The organism is Arthrobacter sp. 18067 (genome assembly GCF_902706295.1).
GTDB lineage: Bacteria > Actinomycetota > Actinomycetes > Actinomycetales > Micrococcaceae > Arthrobacter.
In genome coordinates, this window is record NZ_CACSJJ010000015.1 from 47693 (window position 1) to 63337 (window position 15645).

The window sequence follows — 15645 nt, forward strand, 5'->3', positions numbered from 1 at the left end:
CGGTCCCGAAGACGGGCACCCTGCCAACAGCTAGCGTGAAGGTACCCCCTCCACGAAAGTCGCCACAACGGAGGTCCTGGCCAGCTCTTCCGGCGTGACCAGCAACGGATCCTGCTCGAAAACCGTGAGGTCGGCCAGCTTCCCGACGCTGATGGTGCCCATCTCCGCAGCCAGGCCGGCGGCGGCTGCGGCATGGCTGGTGTAACCTTCCAAGGCCATCAGCGCCGTGAGGGCCTGCTCCGGTTGGACCGGCTCAACGTCCGGCCGTTCAACCGGCCGGCGCAGGATGGAATCAGCCATCATGGCCCGAGGATCGTAGGGCGTGATGGGCCAGTCGGAGCCGAGGGCCACAGTCACTCCGGCCTCCCGCAGATCCCGGCAGCGCCAGCCGCGGGCGGACCGCTCACCACCCAGGCGTACAGACCAGTTGTCCGTGCGGTCGGCCCGGGTATGGTGCGTCCCATGGACCGGCTGCATGCTGGCCGCGACGCTGAGTTCGGCGAACCGGGCCACCAGATCGTCGGGGATGGTCTCGATGTGCTCGATCCTGTGAGCGGCCAAATACCGCGCGTCCCCGGCAGCCTCCAGCCCTTCGAGAACGTACCTAACCCCTTGGTCCCCGATGGCATGCGTGGCCGTCGGAATGCCGCGTTCCACGAAGAACCTCAGTGCCTTCTGGAAGTCCTCAGGGTCGGTCCACACGGATTCATGGTTCTCGCCGTAGGCATCAGGCTGTTCCAGCCATGCCGAGCCGTTGTCGATGGTGCCGTCGATGAAGAACTTCACGCCCTCCACTCGCCATCTCCTGCCGCCCGTGCCCTGCAGCGCGGCAGCTTCCTGCAGTTCGTGCAGCGATGCGCCGGCATTGACCATGGGGGAGAAGCGCAACCGGATCGGGAGCTCGCCGGTGGCCTCAAGATGGGAGGCAAGTTCTCCCGACCCTTCGGCGTAGTCCATGACATGCGTGGAGGTGATTCCGACGGCGGCCATCCCGTTCAGCAGTTCGCCCAGCCTTTCGGCGCGGATTTCGAAACTCTCCTGCGGGAGGACTTTCGTCACCAGGTCCATGGCACTGAACTCGACGAGGTAGCCGGTGGGGGTGTCGTCGTCGTCGACGTCTATCAGTGACTCATCCGGAAAGTCGACCGGTCCCGTGATCCCTGCCGTGGCCAAGGCCGCCGAATTGACGATCGCCGAGTGGCCGTCGCGCATTCGCAGGAACATCGGCACGGAACCGGTGGCTTGGTCGAAAAGGCGGCCGCTGAAGCCGATGCCTGTGAAGAGATTAGGGTCCAGGCCCCAACCGATCACCCACTCACCCGGGCCGGCAACCGCGGCGGCGTCTCCGATGATCCCTTGCACCTCCGCGAGGGGCCCGAGGTCCGTCAACTGCAAGCCGCGGGCCAGGTCCAGGCCAAAAACCACATGTGTATGGCTGTCGTTCAGGCCGGGGACTATTGTGGCGTCGCCGTAGTCGCAGATCACGGTGCCGGTTCCACGGAAGGGCTCAACGTCCGCAGGACTCCCGACGGCGGCAATCAGGCCGTCTTTGATCGCAAGGGCGGTGGCGGTTGGCGTGTCCGGGTCCAGGGTGTGGATTCGGCGTGCTAGAACGATGGTGTCTGCGACCGTCACGTCAGTGCTCCTTCGCTGATGGTTTCCTTCTTCTTCAGTCCCGCGAAGAGCGCGTCCACGCGCGCCTGTTCTGCAGCGGGGGCAGGCTTGACGACGGAGACCACCAAGTAGACGGCCAGGTTGACGATCAAACCGGCCACTCCGGAAGTCAGCCCACCCAGCCACGGAATCGACAGGGGGCTTGGGTACATGAGTTCCAGAACGGCTGCCACCAGGATTCCCGAGACCATGGCGGCGTTGGCGGCGGCAGCCGTTCCGCGACGCCAGAAGATGCCGAGCAGGAGCGTAGGCGCCAGCTGGCAGATGGCCTGGTAGGACACGAAGGCCACCACGATCAGGCCGGAGACCTGGTTTGCCATCAGTAGCGCGGCGCCGGCCGAGATGAGCGTGATGGCAGCGACGGCGATCTTCGCACCCTTCGCGGACTCGATGCGCTCATGTTTGTGAACGCCGATCACGTCGTTGGCCAGCTGCGTGCCCACGGCCTGCAGATTGGCTCCGACGTTGCCCATGGTGGCGGCCACAACACACACGCCGGCAATGGCAACCATGCCCACTCCGCCGATTCCGGCCAGGATGAACCACACGGTGTCGGGGGCATCGGAAACGCTCGGGATGCTGGTGGCCAGCAGGCACACCGTGGTGAGCGCGGCGGAGAAGAGGAACATGATCGGTGCTGCCTGGACGGCGGACTTCTGGACCGTCTTCGGGGTTTTGACGCTGAACATCCGGACAAAGAGGTCCGGCCAGCACCAGGCGCCCATCATTCCCGTAAAAATCAGGGAGAACAGGTAGAACGGGCCCGCTGCGCTGCCGGGACCGGGAAGTTGGAGCAAGCTGGGCGAAACCTCGTTGAACCCGTGACCGTTGGTGATGAGCCAGACCATGAGTCCGAGGATCACCAGGAATCCGACGCCGTAGGCAAAGATCCCTTGAACCATGTCGCTGATGATGAGCCCGCGGGTGCCAAGCTTGACGGTCCAGATCTGCCGTGCGGCGATGAAGAGCACACCGATCACCACAGCGACGTAAGGGGAGACCTGCCCGAAGGAGAGAGTGGAGAAGACGAGGCCAAGGGACTGCATGCCCAGGACGACCCACGGTATGGATGCCAGGACGCCGATGAGCGCTGCAATGACCCGTACCGAGCGCGAGTTGTACCGCAGGCCAAGCAGGTCTGCCTGGGTCCGCAGATCGTGGATGCGGCCCCACTTGTTCACGGGTGTGCCGAGGAAGAACATCAGGACCACGCTGAGCAGTGAATAGGACAAGGAGTAGAAGCCGATGGCACCGGCGCTGGCAGTCAAGCCGGCGAAGGAAATGAACATCGTGCCGGCAAGCCAGGTGTTGAGGAACGCCATGGTGCCGTACCAGGAACTGAAGGAGCGGCCACCGGTGGCGTATTCGCTCATGGATTTGTCCACGCGCCGGCCGCGGCTCATGACAACCACCACCAGCACCGTGAACAGAAGGATGGCGCCGTAACCGATCAGCATATTCATGGCGTTGCCTCCTCGTCAGCATCCCGCGTCATCCACAGGCCGAAGAGGGACAAGGTCACCAGGGCGTTGGCTACCAGGAAGTACCAGATGGTGGCTTGGCCATCGCTGAACAACCAGTGCACGGGTGGGGCAAGCAGGAGCAGGATATCGACCACGAAGATCGTCCTGCGTATGTGGCTTCGGCGGTCCGAAGTCAGGACAGCTTGGGACATTGGGGGGATCCATTCCTCCGGGCGTCGTTGGCCGGATGTAAGCGAAGGAGACGATTTGCGGGAACGTTCCCGCAAATAAAAGTGTGGGACGTCACAGGGTTGATGTCAAGGGCTCCCCGAACATCCGGGAAGCGCCATCGCCCGGGCGCCGCCTAGGATGAGGTCATGGCGAGAACCCGGGCAACCATCATGGACATCGCGCGGGAGCTCGGCCTGTCCAAGACCACCGTGTCCAGCGCATTGGGCGGCACCGGCCGCATCTCCGATGAGAAGCGCGAGCTCATCCAGGAAACCGCTGACCGCCTCGGATACGTCACCAATCGAGCTGCCCGCAGCCTGCGCGTCAACAGGATCGGCACCATCGGGCTCCACATTCCTCCGGTGGCCCGCAGCCTCGCGTTTTACATGGACTTCGCCTTTGGCGTCACGGAAGGCGCCGCTGCCGCTGACTACGACGTCACCCTTTTTGCGCGCGAACTCACGCCACGTATGGCTTTCCAGGTGGATGGGGTGATAGCCATCGACCCCGCCCCCGGGGAGCCCCTGGTGGCGGCGCTCCTTGCCAGTGGCATCCCGACGGTGAGTGTTGGCCGTTATGGCGGTCCTGGTGAGGAGCGGGTGCAAGGAACCCTTGAGGCCCACCATGCCGAATTGCAGACCCAGGTGCTGGACCACCTGCTGGCCCGTGGCCGGCGGCGTCCGGCGCTGCTCGCCATTGACGACGCCATTGGATCATCCTGGGCCGTCGATACCCGCCGGACTTACACCGACTGGTGCATCCGGAATGGCCTGGAGCCCCGCGTCCATGAGGTCGGAGCCAACGCCAGCCCGCGGGACCTGGTGGCTGCCATCACCCAGGCCGTGGATATCGGGGGAGCGGATGCATTGGTCTGCGGCGCCCAGGGGCAGGCTGCACAAAGCCAGATTGTCCTGGAAAGCCGCGGCCTGGCGCTGGGCAAGGACTTGGATGTGGTTTCCTTTGCCGGTGCTGCCGCGTTGGAGACCGGCAATCCGCTGATCAGCTCAATTGACCTGGCGCCGCGTGCTTATGGGAAGGCTGCCACGGAATTGTTGGACTCCATCATCCAGGAGCCTGACGCCCTGCCTGTGCACCGTTGGTTTGAGGGCGCCAGCGTGCATTTGGTGCGCTGAGCGGGGCTCGGCGGCGCTTACTGGGCGGGTTTGGCAACGAGCGATCCGGGGGCTGCCCCGACCATTCCCTCCACCGCCCGGGCAAGGTGGCTGCCGCGGTCGTTGACGCCGTCCCAGCGGACCAGGGCCTGCGCGTTCAGGCCGTCCACCATGCCGAGGATCTGCCAGGCGACGGCGGCGGCGTCGGAAACGTTGAACGCTCCTGTCGCGTTGCCATCTTCCACGACTCCTTGGAAGACTTTCTGCCAGGCGTCCATTTGCTCGCGGACGGACGCGGCCAGGGCTTCGTTGCGGCGTCCCAGTGTCCAAGCTTCAACCCAGATGGCAGTGACGTCGAGCCTGCTGTTGTCCAGGAGCGTGTCCACCAGCAAGCTGAGCCGCTCGGAGGGGGTGGGGAGCTGACTAAGCAAGCCTGCGATTTCCTGTGTTTCCGCGGCAACGATGGTGGCGAACGTGCTGGAGACGAGCGCTTCCATGTTGGGCTGATAGTGCGCCACCAAGCCTGAAGCGACCCCCACCCGGGCGGCCACATTGCGCAGCGTCAGGGCTGTGAGGCCCGTCTCGAGTGCGATCTCGCGGGCGGCTTCAGTGATTTCTGCGGCGCGTTCTGCCGGTGACTTCCGGACCGCGCGCTTCTGTGGAGTGCTTGACATCAATGACCAGTCTAGATTACCTTTTCACCATTGTTGATCGTGCGATCAACAAGAGAATTGTCAGAAGACGAAGGAGTCACCCATGGCTTGGAGAATGCCGGCCGAAACCGCACCGCATGAACGCACCTGGATGGCGTTTCCCCGCACCGGCCTGACCCTTGGCGACGACGCCGCCTCGGCCGAAGAGGCCTACGCGGCCTGGACCGCCGTCGCCCATGCCGTGGCAGAATTCGAATCTGTCACCATGGTGGTGGACCCGAGCGAGCGCCAGCGCGCCGCGCGGATGCTGGGCAGCGGCATCGAGCAGGTCGAGGCGCCGCTGGATGAGTTCTGGATGCGCGACGTCGGACCCACCTTTGTGCTGGACGACGAACGTCCCGGCGTGCTTGGCGCCGTGGACTGGATCTTCAACGGCTGGGGTGCGCCGGCGTGGTCCGAATGGCAGAAGAGCGCCGGAATGGCCCGCTTCGTCGCTGACCAGTCCGGCGCCGAACTGGTCAGCTCGCTGTTGGTCAACGAGGGCGGCGCCATCCACGTGGACGGCGAGGGAACCGTGCTGATCACCGAAACGGTCCAGCTGGATCCGGGCCGGAATCCCTATGCCGACAAGGCAGCTGTCGAAGCTGAACTGGCCCGCACCATCGGAGCCACCAAAGTCATTTGGGTACCCCGGGGACTGACCCGCGACTATGAGGACCTGGGCACGCGCGGTCACATCGACATGGTGGCAACCCTCCCCACTCCCGGCCGCATCCTGCTGCACTCCCAGACCAACCCGGAACACCCGGACTACGAGGTCAGCCGCACGCTCCAGGCATTCCTGGAAACGCAGGCAGACGCTGCCGGCAAGCCGTTCGAGATTGTGCCGCTGCCGGCTCCGGAAACGCTGCGCGACGACGACGGCTTTGTGGACTGGAGCTACGTCAACCACTTGGTGGTCAACGGCGGCGTGATCGCCTGCGGTTATGGCGAAGAACGTGCTGACGCCCTTGCGGCAGAAATTTTGGCTGAGGCTTACCCTGGCCGCCGCGTGGTCACCGTGGACGCCCGGCCTATCCTGGCCCGCGGCGGCGGCATCCACTGCATCACCCAGCAGCAGCCGCGTCTCAGTGGATCACCGCTCGCCGGAGGAGCAGCGTAATGGCCCGCTTCGACGTCGTTGAAGCCTCCATTGCGCAACTGCGCGAGGCCTTGGAATCAGGGGAGGCGACCAGCGAGGAACTGACCCAGGCGTACCTTGACCGCATCGAGGCCTATGATCGCAACGGCATCAGGCTCAACGCCATGGTGGTCATGAACCCCGCTGCATTGGCGGATGCCCGGGCTTCGGACGAACGCCGGGCACAGGGCACGCTACGGGGGTCGTTGGACGGCATCCCGTACACGGCCAAGGACAGCTACCTGGCCAAGGGACTCACTGCCGCGGCAGGTTCGCCCGCCTTTGAGAATCTGGTGGCGCAGCGGGATGCTTTCACCATCGAACGGCTCAGGGATGCCGGTGCGGTGCTGATTGGCCTGACCAACATGCCGCCCATGGCCAACGGTGGCATGCAGCGTGGCGTGTACGGACGCGCCGAAAGCCCTTACAACGCAGACTTCCTGACAGCCGCGTTCGGTTCCGGTTCCTCCAACGGTTCCGGCACGGCGACTGCAGCCAGTTTCGGGGCCTTCGGCCTTGGTGAGGAGACCTGGTCAAGTGGCCGCGCACCGGCGTCGAACAATGCTTTGTGCGCTTACACGCCCTCGCGCGGCGTCATCTCGGTGCGCGGAAACTGGCCGCTGGTTCCCACCATGGACGTCGTGGTGCCGCACACCCGCACTATGGCCGACATGCTGGAACTGCTGGACGTGATCGTGGCCGACGACGCCGAGACGCGCGGTGACTTCTGGCGGGCGCAGCCTTGGGTTCAGCTCCCCAAGTCTTCCGAGGTCCGGCCCGAGTCGTATGTTGCGCTGTCACCGGAAAAGGTCGACGGCGGACTGCCGGCTTTGCGGGGCAAGCGCTTCGGTGTGCCGCTCATGTATATCAACGCAGACCCGGACGCCGGGCCCAGCAAGCAGCCGGGAATCGGCGGGCCCACCGGGCAACGCATTCAGACGCGGGCATCCGTGATAGCCCTGTGGGAGGCCGCGAAGCGCGACCTCGAAGCTGCCGGGGCTGAAGTTGTGCTGGTGGACTTCCCTGTGGTCTCCAACTATGAAGGCGACCGACCCGGCGCGCCCACCATCGCCACCCGAGGCCTTGTCAGCTCCGAATACCTCAAACGTGAGATCGAGGACCTCTCGGCCTGGGCGTGGGACGACTTCCTGCAGGCCAACGGCGATCCCGCCCTCAACAGGCTTGCGGATGTGGACGGCGCAGCGATCTTCCCCCACCCGAAAGGCGCCCTCGCGGACCGCTACACCGGATTCGACGACCACATCTCCGGTTATCCCCGGCAGGTCCGCGAGTACGGCGTCTCCCGCTTCACCGAGATCCCCGAACTGGAAGGCGGGGTGCGCGGCTTGGAGGAGACCCGGCGCATTGATCTGGAGGACTGGATGGACGGGCTGAACCTGGATGCCGTCCTGTTCCCGGCAGTGGCCGACGTCGGACCTGCCGACATGGACGTCAACCCGGCCTCTGCAGACCTCGGCTGGCGCAACGGCGTGTGGGTGGCCAACGGCAACCTCGTCCCGAGGCACTTGGGCATTCCCACGGTTACCGTGCCGATGGGGACGATGACAGATATCGGCATGCCCGTGGGCCTCACCTTCGCGGGCCGAGCCTACGATGACACGGCTCTGCTGACGCTGGCTGCCGCCTTCGAAGCAACGGGTTCGCGCCGCACGGCTCCGCCCCGGACGCCGACGCTGTAAAGGATTCGACGGCGAATTCGATGGCGGGCAAGCCGGACCTAATGCGTTGCTGGGCCCCGGCTCTGATTACAATCAAAGGGACGTCGACCACTGAGGGAATCATGAAGAAACTCACCACTGTCCTGATCGCTGCCGGGCTCATCGCCTCGGCATCCGCCTGTTCCGCCCAGCAGCAGCTGACCACTGCGGAGACCTGCGACCGCGTTGGCGTCGCCGCAGCCGGCATTCCCCAAAACGCGAGCCAGACCGCCACCATTCGTGTTGCCAACGCCATCCGGCCCATCGAGTCAGTGGCTTCCAATGACATGAAGCCGGTTGTCACCGCGATCCTCGAGTTCCTGGACGAGCAGGCCAAGGAAGAGCCGAAGGACGCTGCGCAGAAGAGCGAACGAGAGGCAAAACTGGCTGAGCTCGGCGCCGCTTACCAGGAAGCCGGCACCAAGTACGGCGAGCTCTGCCGCGGCTAATGACGCCCGCGCGCTGAACGCACAGTCGCTGAACACACGAGAGGGACCGGTTCAACTGAACCGGTCCCTTCCCGCATCCCCCCATCGACCCTCTCTCACCTAATGGCCCTTTGGCGCGGACCGTCTCTCATCAAATGGCCCCTAAAACCGGACGCTCTCTCATGTCATATCCCTTTTGGCCAACGCTCTCTCGCTTCTTTCAAGCAAGTGAGAGAGCGTTGGCGAAAGCCGGGTGGGAGGTGAGAGAGCGTTGGCGAAAGCCGGGTGGGAGGTGAGAGAGCGTTGGCGAAAGCCGGGTGGGAGGTGAGAGAGCGTTGGGGAAATGGGCGCGGTAGGTGAGAGAGGGTTACTTTTCGTCGGGGCCCAGGTCGGGCCCGACGGCGAAACTTACCTCGCGCGTCGCGCTTCCGTGCAGTTCCAGGATGGCGAGCTCGTTGGCACCTTCGCGGATCAGGGGACCGGGAACGTACAGCGTGCGCTGCGGTCCGCGGCTCCAGTAACGGCCCAGGTTGAAGCCGTTGATGAAGGCATTGCCCTTGATCCAGCCGTCAAGGCGAAGGAAACGATCCCCAGGTCCGTCGGCTTCGAAGGTTGCAAACGAAACGGATGGGCCAGTCACGCCCGCGTTAACGCCACCGACCGGTAGTTCAGCGGCCGCAGACCGGAAATCATCCAGCGAAGCCAGGTCAACAGCGCCGATTTCCCAGTCCAAAACCTCCACGCCGTTCAGCAGCGCAGGCCCCATCAGCCCTTTGTCCTCGCCGATTCGCTGCCCGTAATTCACCCGGCCCTGGTCCTCCAGGAGAACCTGCAAGCGGCCACCAGCGGGGATCACAACAGAGCGCTCGCCCAGTTCCCGGCTCAGCACACCCACGGGCACGCCATCCAGGAAGAACTGGGCGCGGTCCCGTACTTCCGAAAATGACAGCACACCGCCAGCCGGCAGCGAGAGCTCATAGAGGTAGAAGCCCCGGTACTGCCCGGTGACTTCCACAGGGGGAACAGACCCCGCGACTGGCCTCGTAGCAATCGGGACATCCAGCAGGGACACGGACCTGGCGATGGGAACGGTTGAAGCGGGAACAGGAACCCTCACGGCAGGTACTTCGGAAGGAACCGGGAAGTGCTTGGCAATCACGTCCCGGAACGCGAAGTACTTGGCCGTCGGGTGCCCGTCTTCAGAAAGCGGTGCGTCGTAGTCGTACGAGGTGATGGTGGGCTCGTAGATGCCTTTGTCGTTGGCTCCATTCGTGAAACCGAAGTTGGTGCCGCCATGGAACATGTAGATGTTCACCGAAGCCCCGGCAGTCAGCAGCGCGTCCAGTTCGGCGGCGGAAGCAGCGGCGTCGGTGGTGTGGTGGTGCGTTCCCCAGTTGTCGAACCAGCCGTTCCAGAACTCGGCGCACATCAGCGGCCCGGTGGGCTGCCTCTCCCGCAGAAACGCAAGCCGCTCAAGGGAACGTGAACCAAACGTCCCGGTCTTGTGCAGTTCGGGCAGTGAGCCGTCCTCGATCATGGTCCCGAATGGCTGGTCGCAGGTGAACAGCGGAACATCAACACCCGAACGCTTGGACAGGTCCACCAGATGCTGCAGGTACTCCTTGTCGTTCCCGTAGGCGCCGTACTCGTTCTCAATCTGGAACATGATCACTGGACCGCCCTGTGTGATCTGCCGCGGCACCACCAAAGCCAGCACGGACTCCATGTAGGAAGAGACAGCCGCCAAGTAGCCGGGTTCGCTGCTGCGGACGCCCACGGTGGGGTCGGTGAACAGCCACGCGGGCAGCCCGCCGTTGTCCCACTCGGCGCAAATGTAGGGGCCGGGTCGGACAATCGCGTGCATCCCGGAATCGGCCACCAGGTCCAGGAAGCGCCCGAGGTCCAGCCCGCCGTCGGTAAGGAAGGCACCCGGAGTTGGCGAGTGCTCGTTCCACGGCACGTAGGTCTCGATGGTGTTCAATCCCATCAGCCGGGCCTTGTGGATCCGGTCGGCCCACAGATCGGGGTGCACCCGGAAGTAGTGGATGGCTCCGGAAAGGATGCGGAAAGGTTCATCGTTCAGGAGAAAGTCCTGATCGCCGATTGCGAAGGTTTCCAAAGTGAGGTCCTAACGGGGTCTACGCGGAGCGGAGCACGGCGTAGAAGGCGTACGAAGCGTTGCTCCAGATCACGAACAGCAGGGGTGCCGGCGCCAACGCGATGCCCAGCACCGGCTGCATCACGGCGGCGGACACGATGATCCCCAGCAGGACCAGCATGGCCAGGCTGAGGTACCAGCGCTGCGCCACCAGATAAAGGGAAGCCCTGAGGATGCTTTTCAGCTTCGCCTCGGGCAGAAGTACGACGCCGGCAATCGCCGTGACGGTAAGGCTCACGGTCACTGCGGCTGCTACGACGATCAGCGGCACCAGCAGGGCAGCGCCTGGAATGGTCTGGACATTGCTCTGGAGGACGGCCAGGTCCACGCCAAGGAACATCAGCAGGGCCACGGCACCCACGCCGAGCAGTGCGGCCTTCGCAAAACTGCGCTTGTATCCCCGGAGGAAGGCGGCAACCGGCTTGACCGCGCCGCCGTCGTCGTTCAAGGCCTTGAAAGCAGCGAAGATGCCGGCGAGTGACGGCGCAATGGTGACCGAGAACGCCAGGAAGAACGGCCACGCAGCGGCCGGGTCGGCCACCAGCGAAAGGCAGAGGACCAGCGGCGCGTTGGCCACGGCGAGCAGTGCATTGCCGGCCAGGAAGGTGTAAATAAACCCGAAAATGCTTCCGAAGGTCTCGAATCCTGGCCCGGCCCACCGCCGCGGTTTAGCGCTCACAATACTCATCCTTTCATCCCGCTCGTCGCGATGCCTTGGATGAAGTAACGCTGGCCGATGAGGAAGATGATGAGGATGGGGATCACGGAGATCACGGAGCCGGTCATGATCATGGCGTACTCGGCGTCGAACTGGCCAACGAAGGACCGCAAGCCCAGCTGGACGGTCCAGAGGCGGTTGGACGTGAGGTAGATGAACGGACCCATGTAGTCGTTCCACGTGTTCACGAACGTCAGCAGGGCCAGGCTGGCCAGGGCCGGCTTGGACAGGGGCAGGATCACGCGTGCCCATATTCCGTATTCGCTGAGGCCGTCGATGCGGGCGGCTTCGCAGAGTTCGTCCGGGATGGTCATGTAGTACTGGCGCATCAGGAACACGCCGAAGGCACCGAATGCCTGCAGGAGAATCAACGCGTTGAAGCTGTTCGTCAGGCCCAGTTGCTGCATCATGATGTACTGCGGCACCATGTAGGCCTGCCACGGAACGGCGATGGTACCGATGTAGGCCAGGAACAGGACATCGCGGCCCGGGAAGCGGACCTTCGAGAAACCGTAGGCAGCCAGTGAGCCTGTGAGGACCTGCAGGCAGGTGATGATCACGGCAAGGTACAACGAGTTCTGCAGGTAGCCCATCATGGGAATGCGGGTCCAGATGTCCGTGTAATTGCTCCACACGAACTCACTGGGGATCCACTGGATGGGAACCGTGAGGACCTGGTTGTTCTCCTTCAATGACGAGGAAAGCATCCAGATGAACGGCACCATGAGCGCCGCCACCAGGACCACCAGGACACCGTAAATCACGATGTTCGCGGTCCGCTTCTTCTGCTCACGCGGCGAGCGTTTGCGGTCAGTACGACGGCGGTCTTCCGCAGTAGGTGCGCCGCTCGGGAACGGTGCTGCATCCTTCAAATGAGTGGCTTTGAGGTCTTCGGCCATGTTGGTCATCAGCGTTCCCTCCGCTGTTGGATCTTGAACTGCAGGACGGTGACCGTCAGCACGATGATGAACAGGACCAGTGAAATGGCCGAGGAGTAGCCGAACTTACCTTCGCCGATGCCCTCCTGGTAGATCAGCTGGGACAGCACTGTGGTGGAACGTCCGGGGCCACCGTTGGTCATGACCACGATCAGGTCGAACACCTTGAAGCTGGAGACCGTCAGCATGACCACCACAAAGAACGTGGTGGGACGCAAGGACGGGATGGTGACGTTCCAGAAACGCTGCCAGGCACTGGCGCCGTCAACCTCGGCGGCTTCGTACAGCTCGGTGGGGATCGCTTGCAGGCCGGCCAAGTACAGGACCATGTAGTAGCCCATGTCCCGCCACACGCTGGTGATGATGACAGCCGGCATGGCCCAGTCGGAACTGGATGTCCAGCCCGGCGGGTTGGCGATGCCGATGGCGCCGAGGAGCTGGTTGATGGGGCCGCTGTCCGGGCTGAAGAGCATGTTCCAGACGACGGCGACAGCCACCAGGGAGGTGATGTACGGGAAGAAGATGGCGACCCGGAAGAAGCCGATTCCCTTGAGTTTGCGGTTCAGGAGCATCGCCAGGATGAGCGCGAGCGCCATGGTGAGCGGGACGTGGCCCAGGGCGTAAACGAGGGTGTTCCGCAGCGCGATCCAGAAGGAGTCGGACGCGAACATGCGCTCAAAGTTGGCCAGGCCAACCCACTTGGGAGCGCTGAACGAGGTCCATTCCATGAAGGAGAGCGCGAAAGCGGCCACGACTGGAATGAGGGTGAAGGCCAGGAAGCCAAGGAAGTTCGGAAGGATGAACGTCCAGCCGATCAGCGTGTTACGCCTGGCTTGCTTCCTGTTGCCGCGGCTGTGCACGGGGGCAGGCGCCTGGGTGATTGTTTCTGTAGTCATGATGACCGCTCCCGGGGCGGGGGCGTTCCTCCATTTCAGGATCCGGAGAATTCGGGTCCGGTTCCGGTGCCGCGTCCAGGGACGCAGCACCGGAACCAGGTGCTTGTCTGGCCTTACTTGCCCAGGACTTCGCTGGTGACGCGCTTGCCCATCTCGGCGATGCCATCGGTGACGGAGCGCTCGCCGACCATGATGAGGTCGTGTTCCTGGTTGAGGATCTTGTCCGTAGCGGCAGACTTGTCGCTGACGGGCATTTCCAGGGCTGTCTGGTCCGGGGCGAAGGCCTTCTTGGAGAGCTCGTCCGTGGGCAGGCCTTCCAGCTTGAAGTACTCGGCGGTGACGGACTCGTTCTGGAGCGCCGGGACTACACCGATCTTGGAGATGGCTTTGGCGCCTTCTTCGCCGGCAGCCCACTCGATGAACTTCTTGGCCTCATCGGAGTGGCTGGCGTTCTTGTTCACGGCGAAGGCCGTGGGCGAACCGAACGTGGTGACCTTGCCGTCGTCGTTCTTCTGCGGCAGTGGCGCCAAGCCCCAGTTGACGTTGGTCTTGCCGTCCTTCTTGGCCTGCAGGATGCCCGCGGTGTACCAGGTGCCCATGGGCATCATGGCTGCCTGGCCGGTTTCGAACATGGTGCGGTAGCTGGTCTTCTGGCTCTTGGCAGTGCCGAAGTCCAAGGTGGCGCCGGACTTCTGAAGGTCCAGGGCGGTGTTGTACTGGTCCTCAAAGAAGCCGTAGTCGCCGCTGTTCTGGTCGGCGTCGTTCTGGGCCGCTGCGATGGCCTGGACCACCGAACGCCAGATGTGGTGGTAAGTGCCGTAGACCTTCTTGCCCTCAGCCTCGGTGGTGAGTTTCTTGGCGATCTCCGTGTACTTTTCCCATGTCAGGTCCTTGGGCTCTTCAATCCCGGCAGCCTTGAACAGGTCCTTGTTGTAGTACAGGAGCCAGAAGTCCTGGCGGTAGGGTGCAGCGAAGTACTTGCCGTCCATGTTGAAGGCGTCCAGGCCGGCGAGGTTGTCTTTGCCCACCTTGTCCACCACGCCGTTGATCTCCTGAAGCTGGCCGTTGTTGGCGTAGCGGGAGTAGTCGATCACGTTCTTCATGGTGAGGACATCGGTGGTGTCGCCACCGGCAAGCATGGTGGTCACCTTCTGCGGGTAGTCATCAGCCAAGATGTCGACGGGTTCAATGTCCACGGTGGGGTTGGCGGCCTCGTAGCCGTCAAAGAGGGCCTTGAACTCCGGTGTGCCCTCGTAGTTCCAGACCGAGACGGTCAGCTTGGTCTTACCGTTGGCTGCCGGTTGTTCGGCCGGACCGGCTGCGCCTGCACAGCCAGTGAGTCCAAGCCCTGCAGTCACCGCAAGGGCGATTGCGGCGAGGGTTGTGCGCTTCATTGCGTTCTCCTTAGTGGGGGTTCTTAAGTCTGCCGCGGCTGCGGCTGTGGGTTTGACGGGGCTAGGCGCTGAGGCCGAGGTCCGCGTGGACTACTTGGGCCTGGAGGTCCTTGCCGGCGAGGTACCGTTCGAGGTCATCCAGTGCAGCATCGGACATCCGCCGGGTTTCAGTCCCGAGAGAGCCGGCGATATGTGGTGTGAGGATCACATTGGGGAGGTCGTACAGGGTGGATTCTGCGGGCAGCGGCTCGGGCTCCGTGACGTCCAACAGGGCTGTGATTCGTCCGGTGGCGCACTCCTTCTCGAGTGCTGCCGTGTCAACCAATGAACCGCGTGCAGTGTTAATGAGCGTCGCGTGGTCCTTCATGGCGCGGAGCTCTGCCGTGCTGATCATGTTGCGCGTTTCCGGCAGTGCCGGGGCGTGGATGGTGACCACGTCCGACGCCGGCAGGAGCTCGTGCAGGGGGACCAGCTTGCCGCCCGCGGCCGCGACTTCGAGCGGATCCGCGTGGGGATCGCTGACCAGGCAGGTGACGTCCTGCAGCTGCTGGACCAGTTGGACCACCCTGCGGCCGATGCGGGAGAAGCCGATGACGCCCACCACGCGGCCAATGTTCCCCAGCTCGCCGCGATCACCGATGTAGCTCCAGTCAGCGCGGAAGGTGCGGGCGTCGTTGGCCAGCACGTGTGCCTTTTTACCTGCCAGGACGATCGAGGCGAACGTGAATTCAGCTACCGGGATCGCGTTGGCGTCGGCGCCGTTGGTCACGGTGATGCCGCGATCCCAGAGTTCTTCGCTGACGAAGCTGCGCACTGTTCCCGCACAGTGGAAAACTGCCCTGAGCTTGGGCATGCGCTCCAACCGCTCTGCATTGAGCTGCGGAACCCCCCAGCTGGTGAGGAGGATTTCCACCTCTTCCAGGCGGTTTGTCAGCTCGGGGGCGTCCAAGGAATCCGTCCACGGCTCGTCACCAAGATCAACCAGTCCAGCCAGCCGCTCCAGTCGCGTGGAATCGAACTGGTCAGCAAAGGTTCCGCTATTCATGACCAGCAGTGCCTGGGGCTTGAGCGACATTGAGGGG

General features: G+C 63.7%; 14 protein-coding genes. 4 read left to right on the forward strand and 10 right to left on the reverse strand.

What is annotated here, in order from left to right:
- Positions 1-30: 30 nt before the first annotated feature.
- From GVL04_RS15325 to GVL04_RS15335, 3 genes are read right to left on the reverse strand one after another with little or no spacing between them, the layout of a single operon-like run.
- A complete protein-coding gene (locus GVL04_RS15325) occupies positions 31-1635 on the reverse strand; it encodes an amidohydrolase (RefSeq protein WP_159706106.1) in 1605 nt (534 codons plus the stop codon).
- On the reverse strand, positions 1632-3137 hold the full coding sequence (locus GVL04_RS15330) for a sodium:solute symporter (protein WP_159706108.1): 1506 nt from the start codon (positions 3135-3137) through the stop codon (positions 1632-1634). The genes GVL04_RS15325 and GVL04_RS15330 overlap by 4 nt, the downstream gene beginning before the upstream one ends.
- Positions 3134-3349, reverse strand: coding sequence for a hypothetical protein (locus GVL04_RS15335; protein ID WP_159706110.1), 216 nt, complete (start codon positions 3347-3349; stop codon positions 3134-3136). The genes GVL04_RS15330 and GVL04_RS15335 overlap by 4 nt, the downstream gene beginning before the upstream one ends.
- A 165-nt stretch (positions 3350-3514) precedes the next feature.
- Between GVL04_RS15335 and GVL04_RS15340 the strand changes: the two genes are divergently transcribed.
- Positions 3515-4501 carry a LacI family DNA-binding transcriptional regulator gene (locus tag GVL04_RS15340; protein WP_159706112.1) on the forward strand — a complete coding sequence of 329 codons (987 nt, stop codon included), beginning with the start codon at positions 3515-3517 and terminating at the stop codon, positions 4499-4501.
- Between the two features lie 17 nt (positions 4502-4518).
- Here the strand turns inward: GVL04_RS15340 and GVL04_RS15345 are convergent, their stop codons facing one another.
- Complete coding sequence (locus GVL04_RS15345; protein ID WP_159706114.1) at positions 4519-5154, reverse strand: TetR/AcrR family transcriptional regulator; 636 nt, start codon at positions 5152-5154, stop codon at positions 4519-4521.
- 82 nt (positions 5155-5236) lie between these two features.
- On the opposite strand from GVL04_RS15345, the gene GVL04_RS15350 reads away from it, so the two are divergent.
- The 3 genes from GVL04_RS15350 to GVL04_RS15360 all read left to right on the forward strand — a co-directional run bounded on the left by GVL04_RS15350 (position 5237) and on the right by GVL04_RS15360 (position 8480).
- Positions 5237-6295: an agmatine/peptidylarginine deiminase gene (locus GVL04_RS15350; protein WP_159706116.1), complete on the forward strand. Its 1059-nt coding sequence runs from the start codon at positions 5237-5239 to the stop codon at positions 6293-6295.
- Positions 6295-8013, forward strand: coding sequence for an amidase (locus GVL04_RS15355; RefSeq protein ID WP_159706118.1), 1719 nt, complete (start codon positions 6295-6297; stop codon positions 8011-8013). The genes GVL04_RS15350 and GVL04_RS15355 overlap by 1 nt, the downstream gene beginning before the upstream one ends.
- A gap of 101 nt (positions 8014-8114) precedes the next feature.
- Positions 8115-8480: a hypothetical protein gene (locus GVL04_RS15360; protein ID WP_159706120.1), complete on the forward strand. Its 366-nt coding sequence runs from the start codon at positions 8115-8117 to the stop codon at positions 8478-8480.
- Positions 8481-8826: 346 nt separating this feature from the next.
- On the opposite strand, the gene GVL04_RS15365 is transcribed toward GVL04_RS15360, so the two are convergent.
- From GVL04_RS15365 to GVL04_RS15390, 6 genes are all read right to left on the reverse strand, one after another.
- The gene (locus GVL04_RS15365) at positions 8827-10578 is read right to left on the reverse strand and encodes a beta-galactosidase family protein (protein WP_159706122.1); all 1752 of its coding nucleotides are present in this window, start codon (positions 10576-10578) and stop codon (positions 8827-8829) included.
- A 19-nt stretch (positions 10579-10597) separates the two neighbouring features.
- On the reverse strand, positions 10598-11296 hold the full coding sequence (locus GVL04_RS15370) for a hypothetical protein (RefSeq protein ID WP_235036313.1): 699 nt from the start codon (positions 11294-11296) through the stop codon (positions 10598-10600).
- 5 nt (positions 11297-11301) lie between these two features.
- Positions 11302-12243: a carbohydrate ABC transporter permease gene (locus tag GVL04_RS15375; protein ID WP_159706124.1), complete on the reverse strand. Its 942-nt coding sequence runs from the start codon at positions 12241-12243 to the stop codon at positions 11302-11304.
- Complete coding sequence (locus GVL04_RS15380) at positions 12243-13169, reverse strand: carbohydrate ABC transporter permease (protein WP_159706126.1); 927 nt, start codon at positions 13167-13169, stop codon at positions 12243-12245. The genes GVL04_RS15375 and GVL04_RS15380 overlap by 1 nt, the downstream gene beginning before the upstream one ends.
- A gap of 113 nt (positions 13170-13282) precedes the next feature.
- Entirely contained in the window at positions 13283-14563 is a 1281-nt protein-coding gene (locus tag GVL04_RS15385) for an ABC transporter substrate-binding protein (protein WP_159706128.1), read from the reverse strand.
- A 61-nt stretch (positions 14564-14624) separates the two neighbouring features.
- On the reverse strand, positions 14625-15638 hold the full coding sequence (locus tag GVL04_RS15390; protein WP_159706129.1) for a hydroxyacid dehydrogenase: 1014 nt from the start codon (positions 15636-15638) through the stop codon (positions 14625-14627).
- Between the last annotated feature and the right edge of the window lie 7 nt (positions 15639-15645).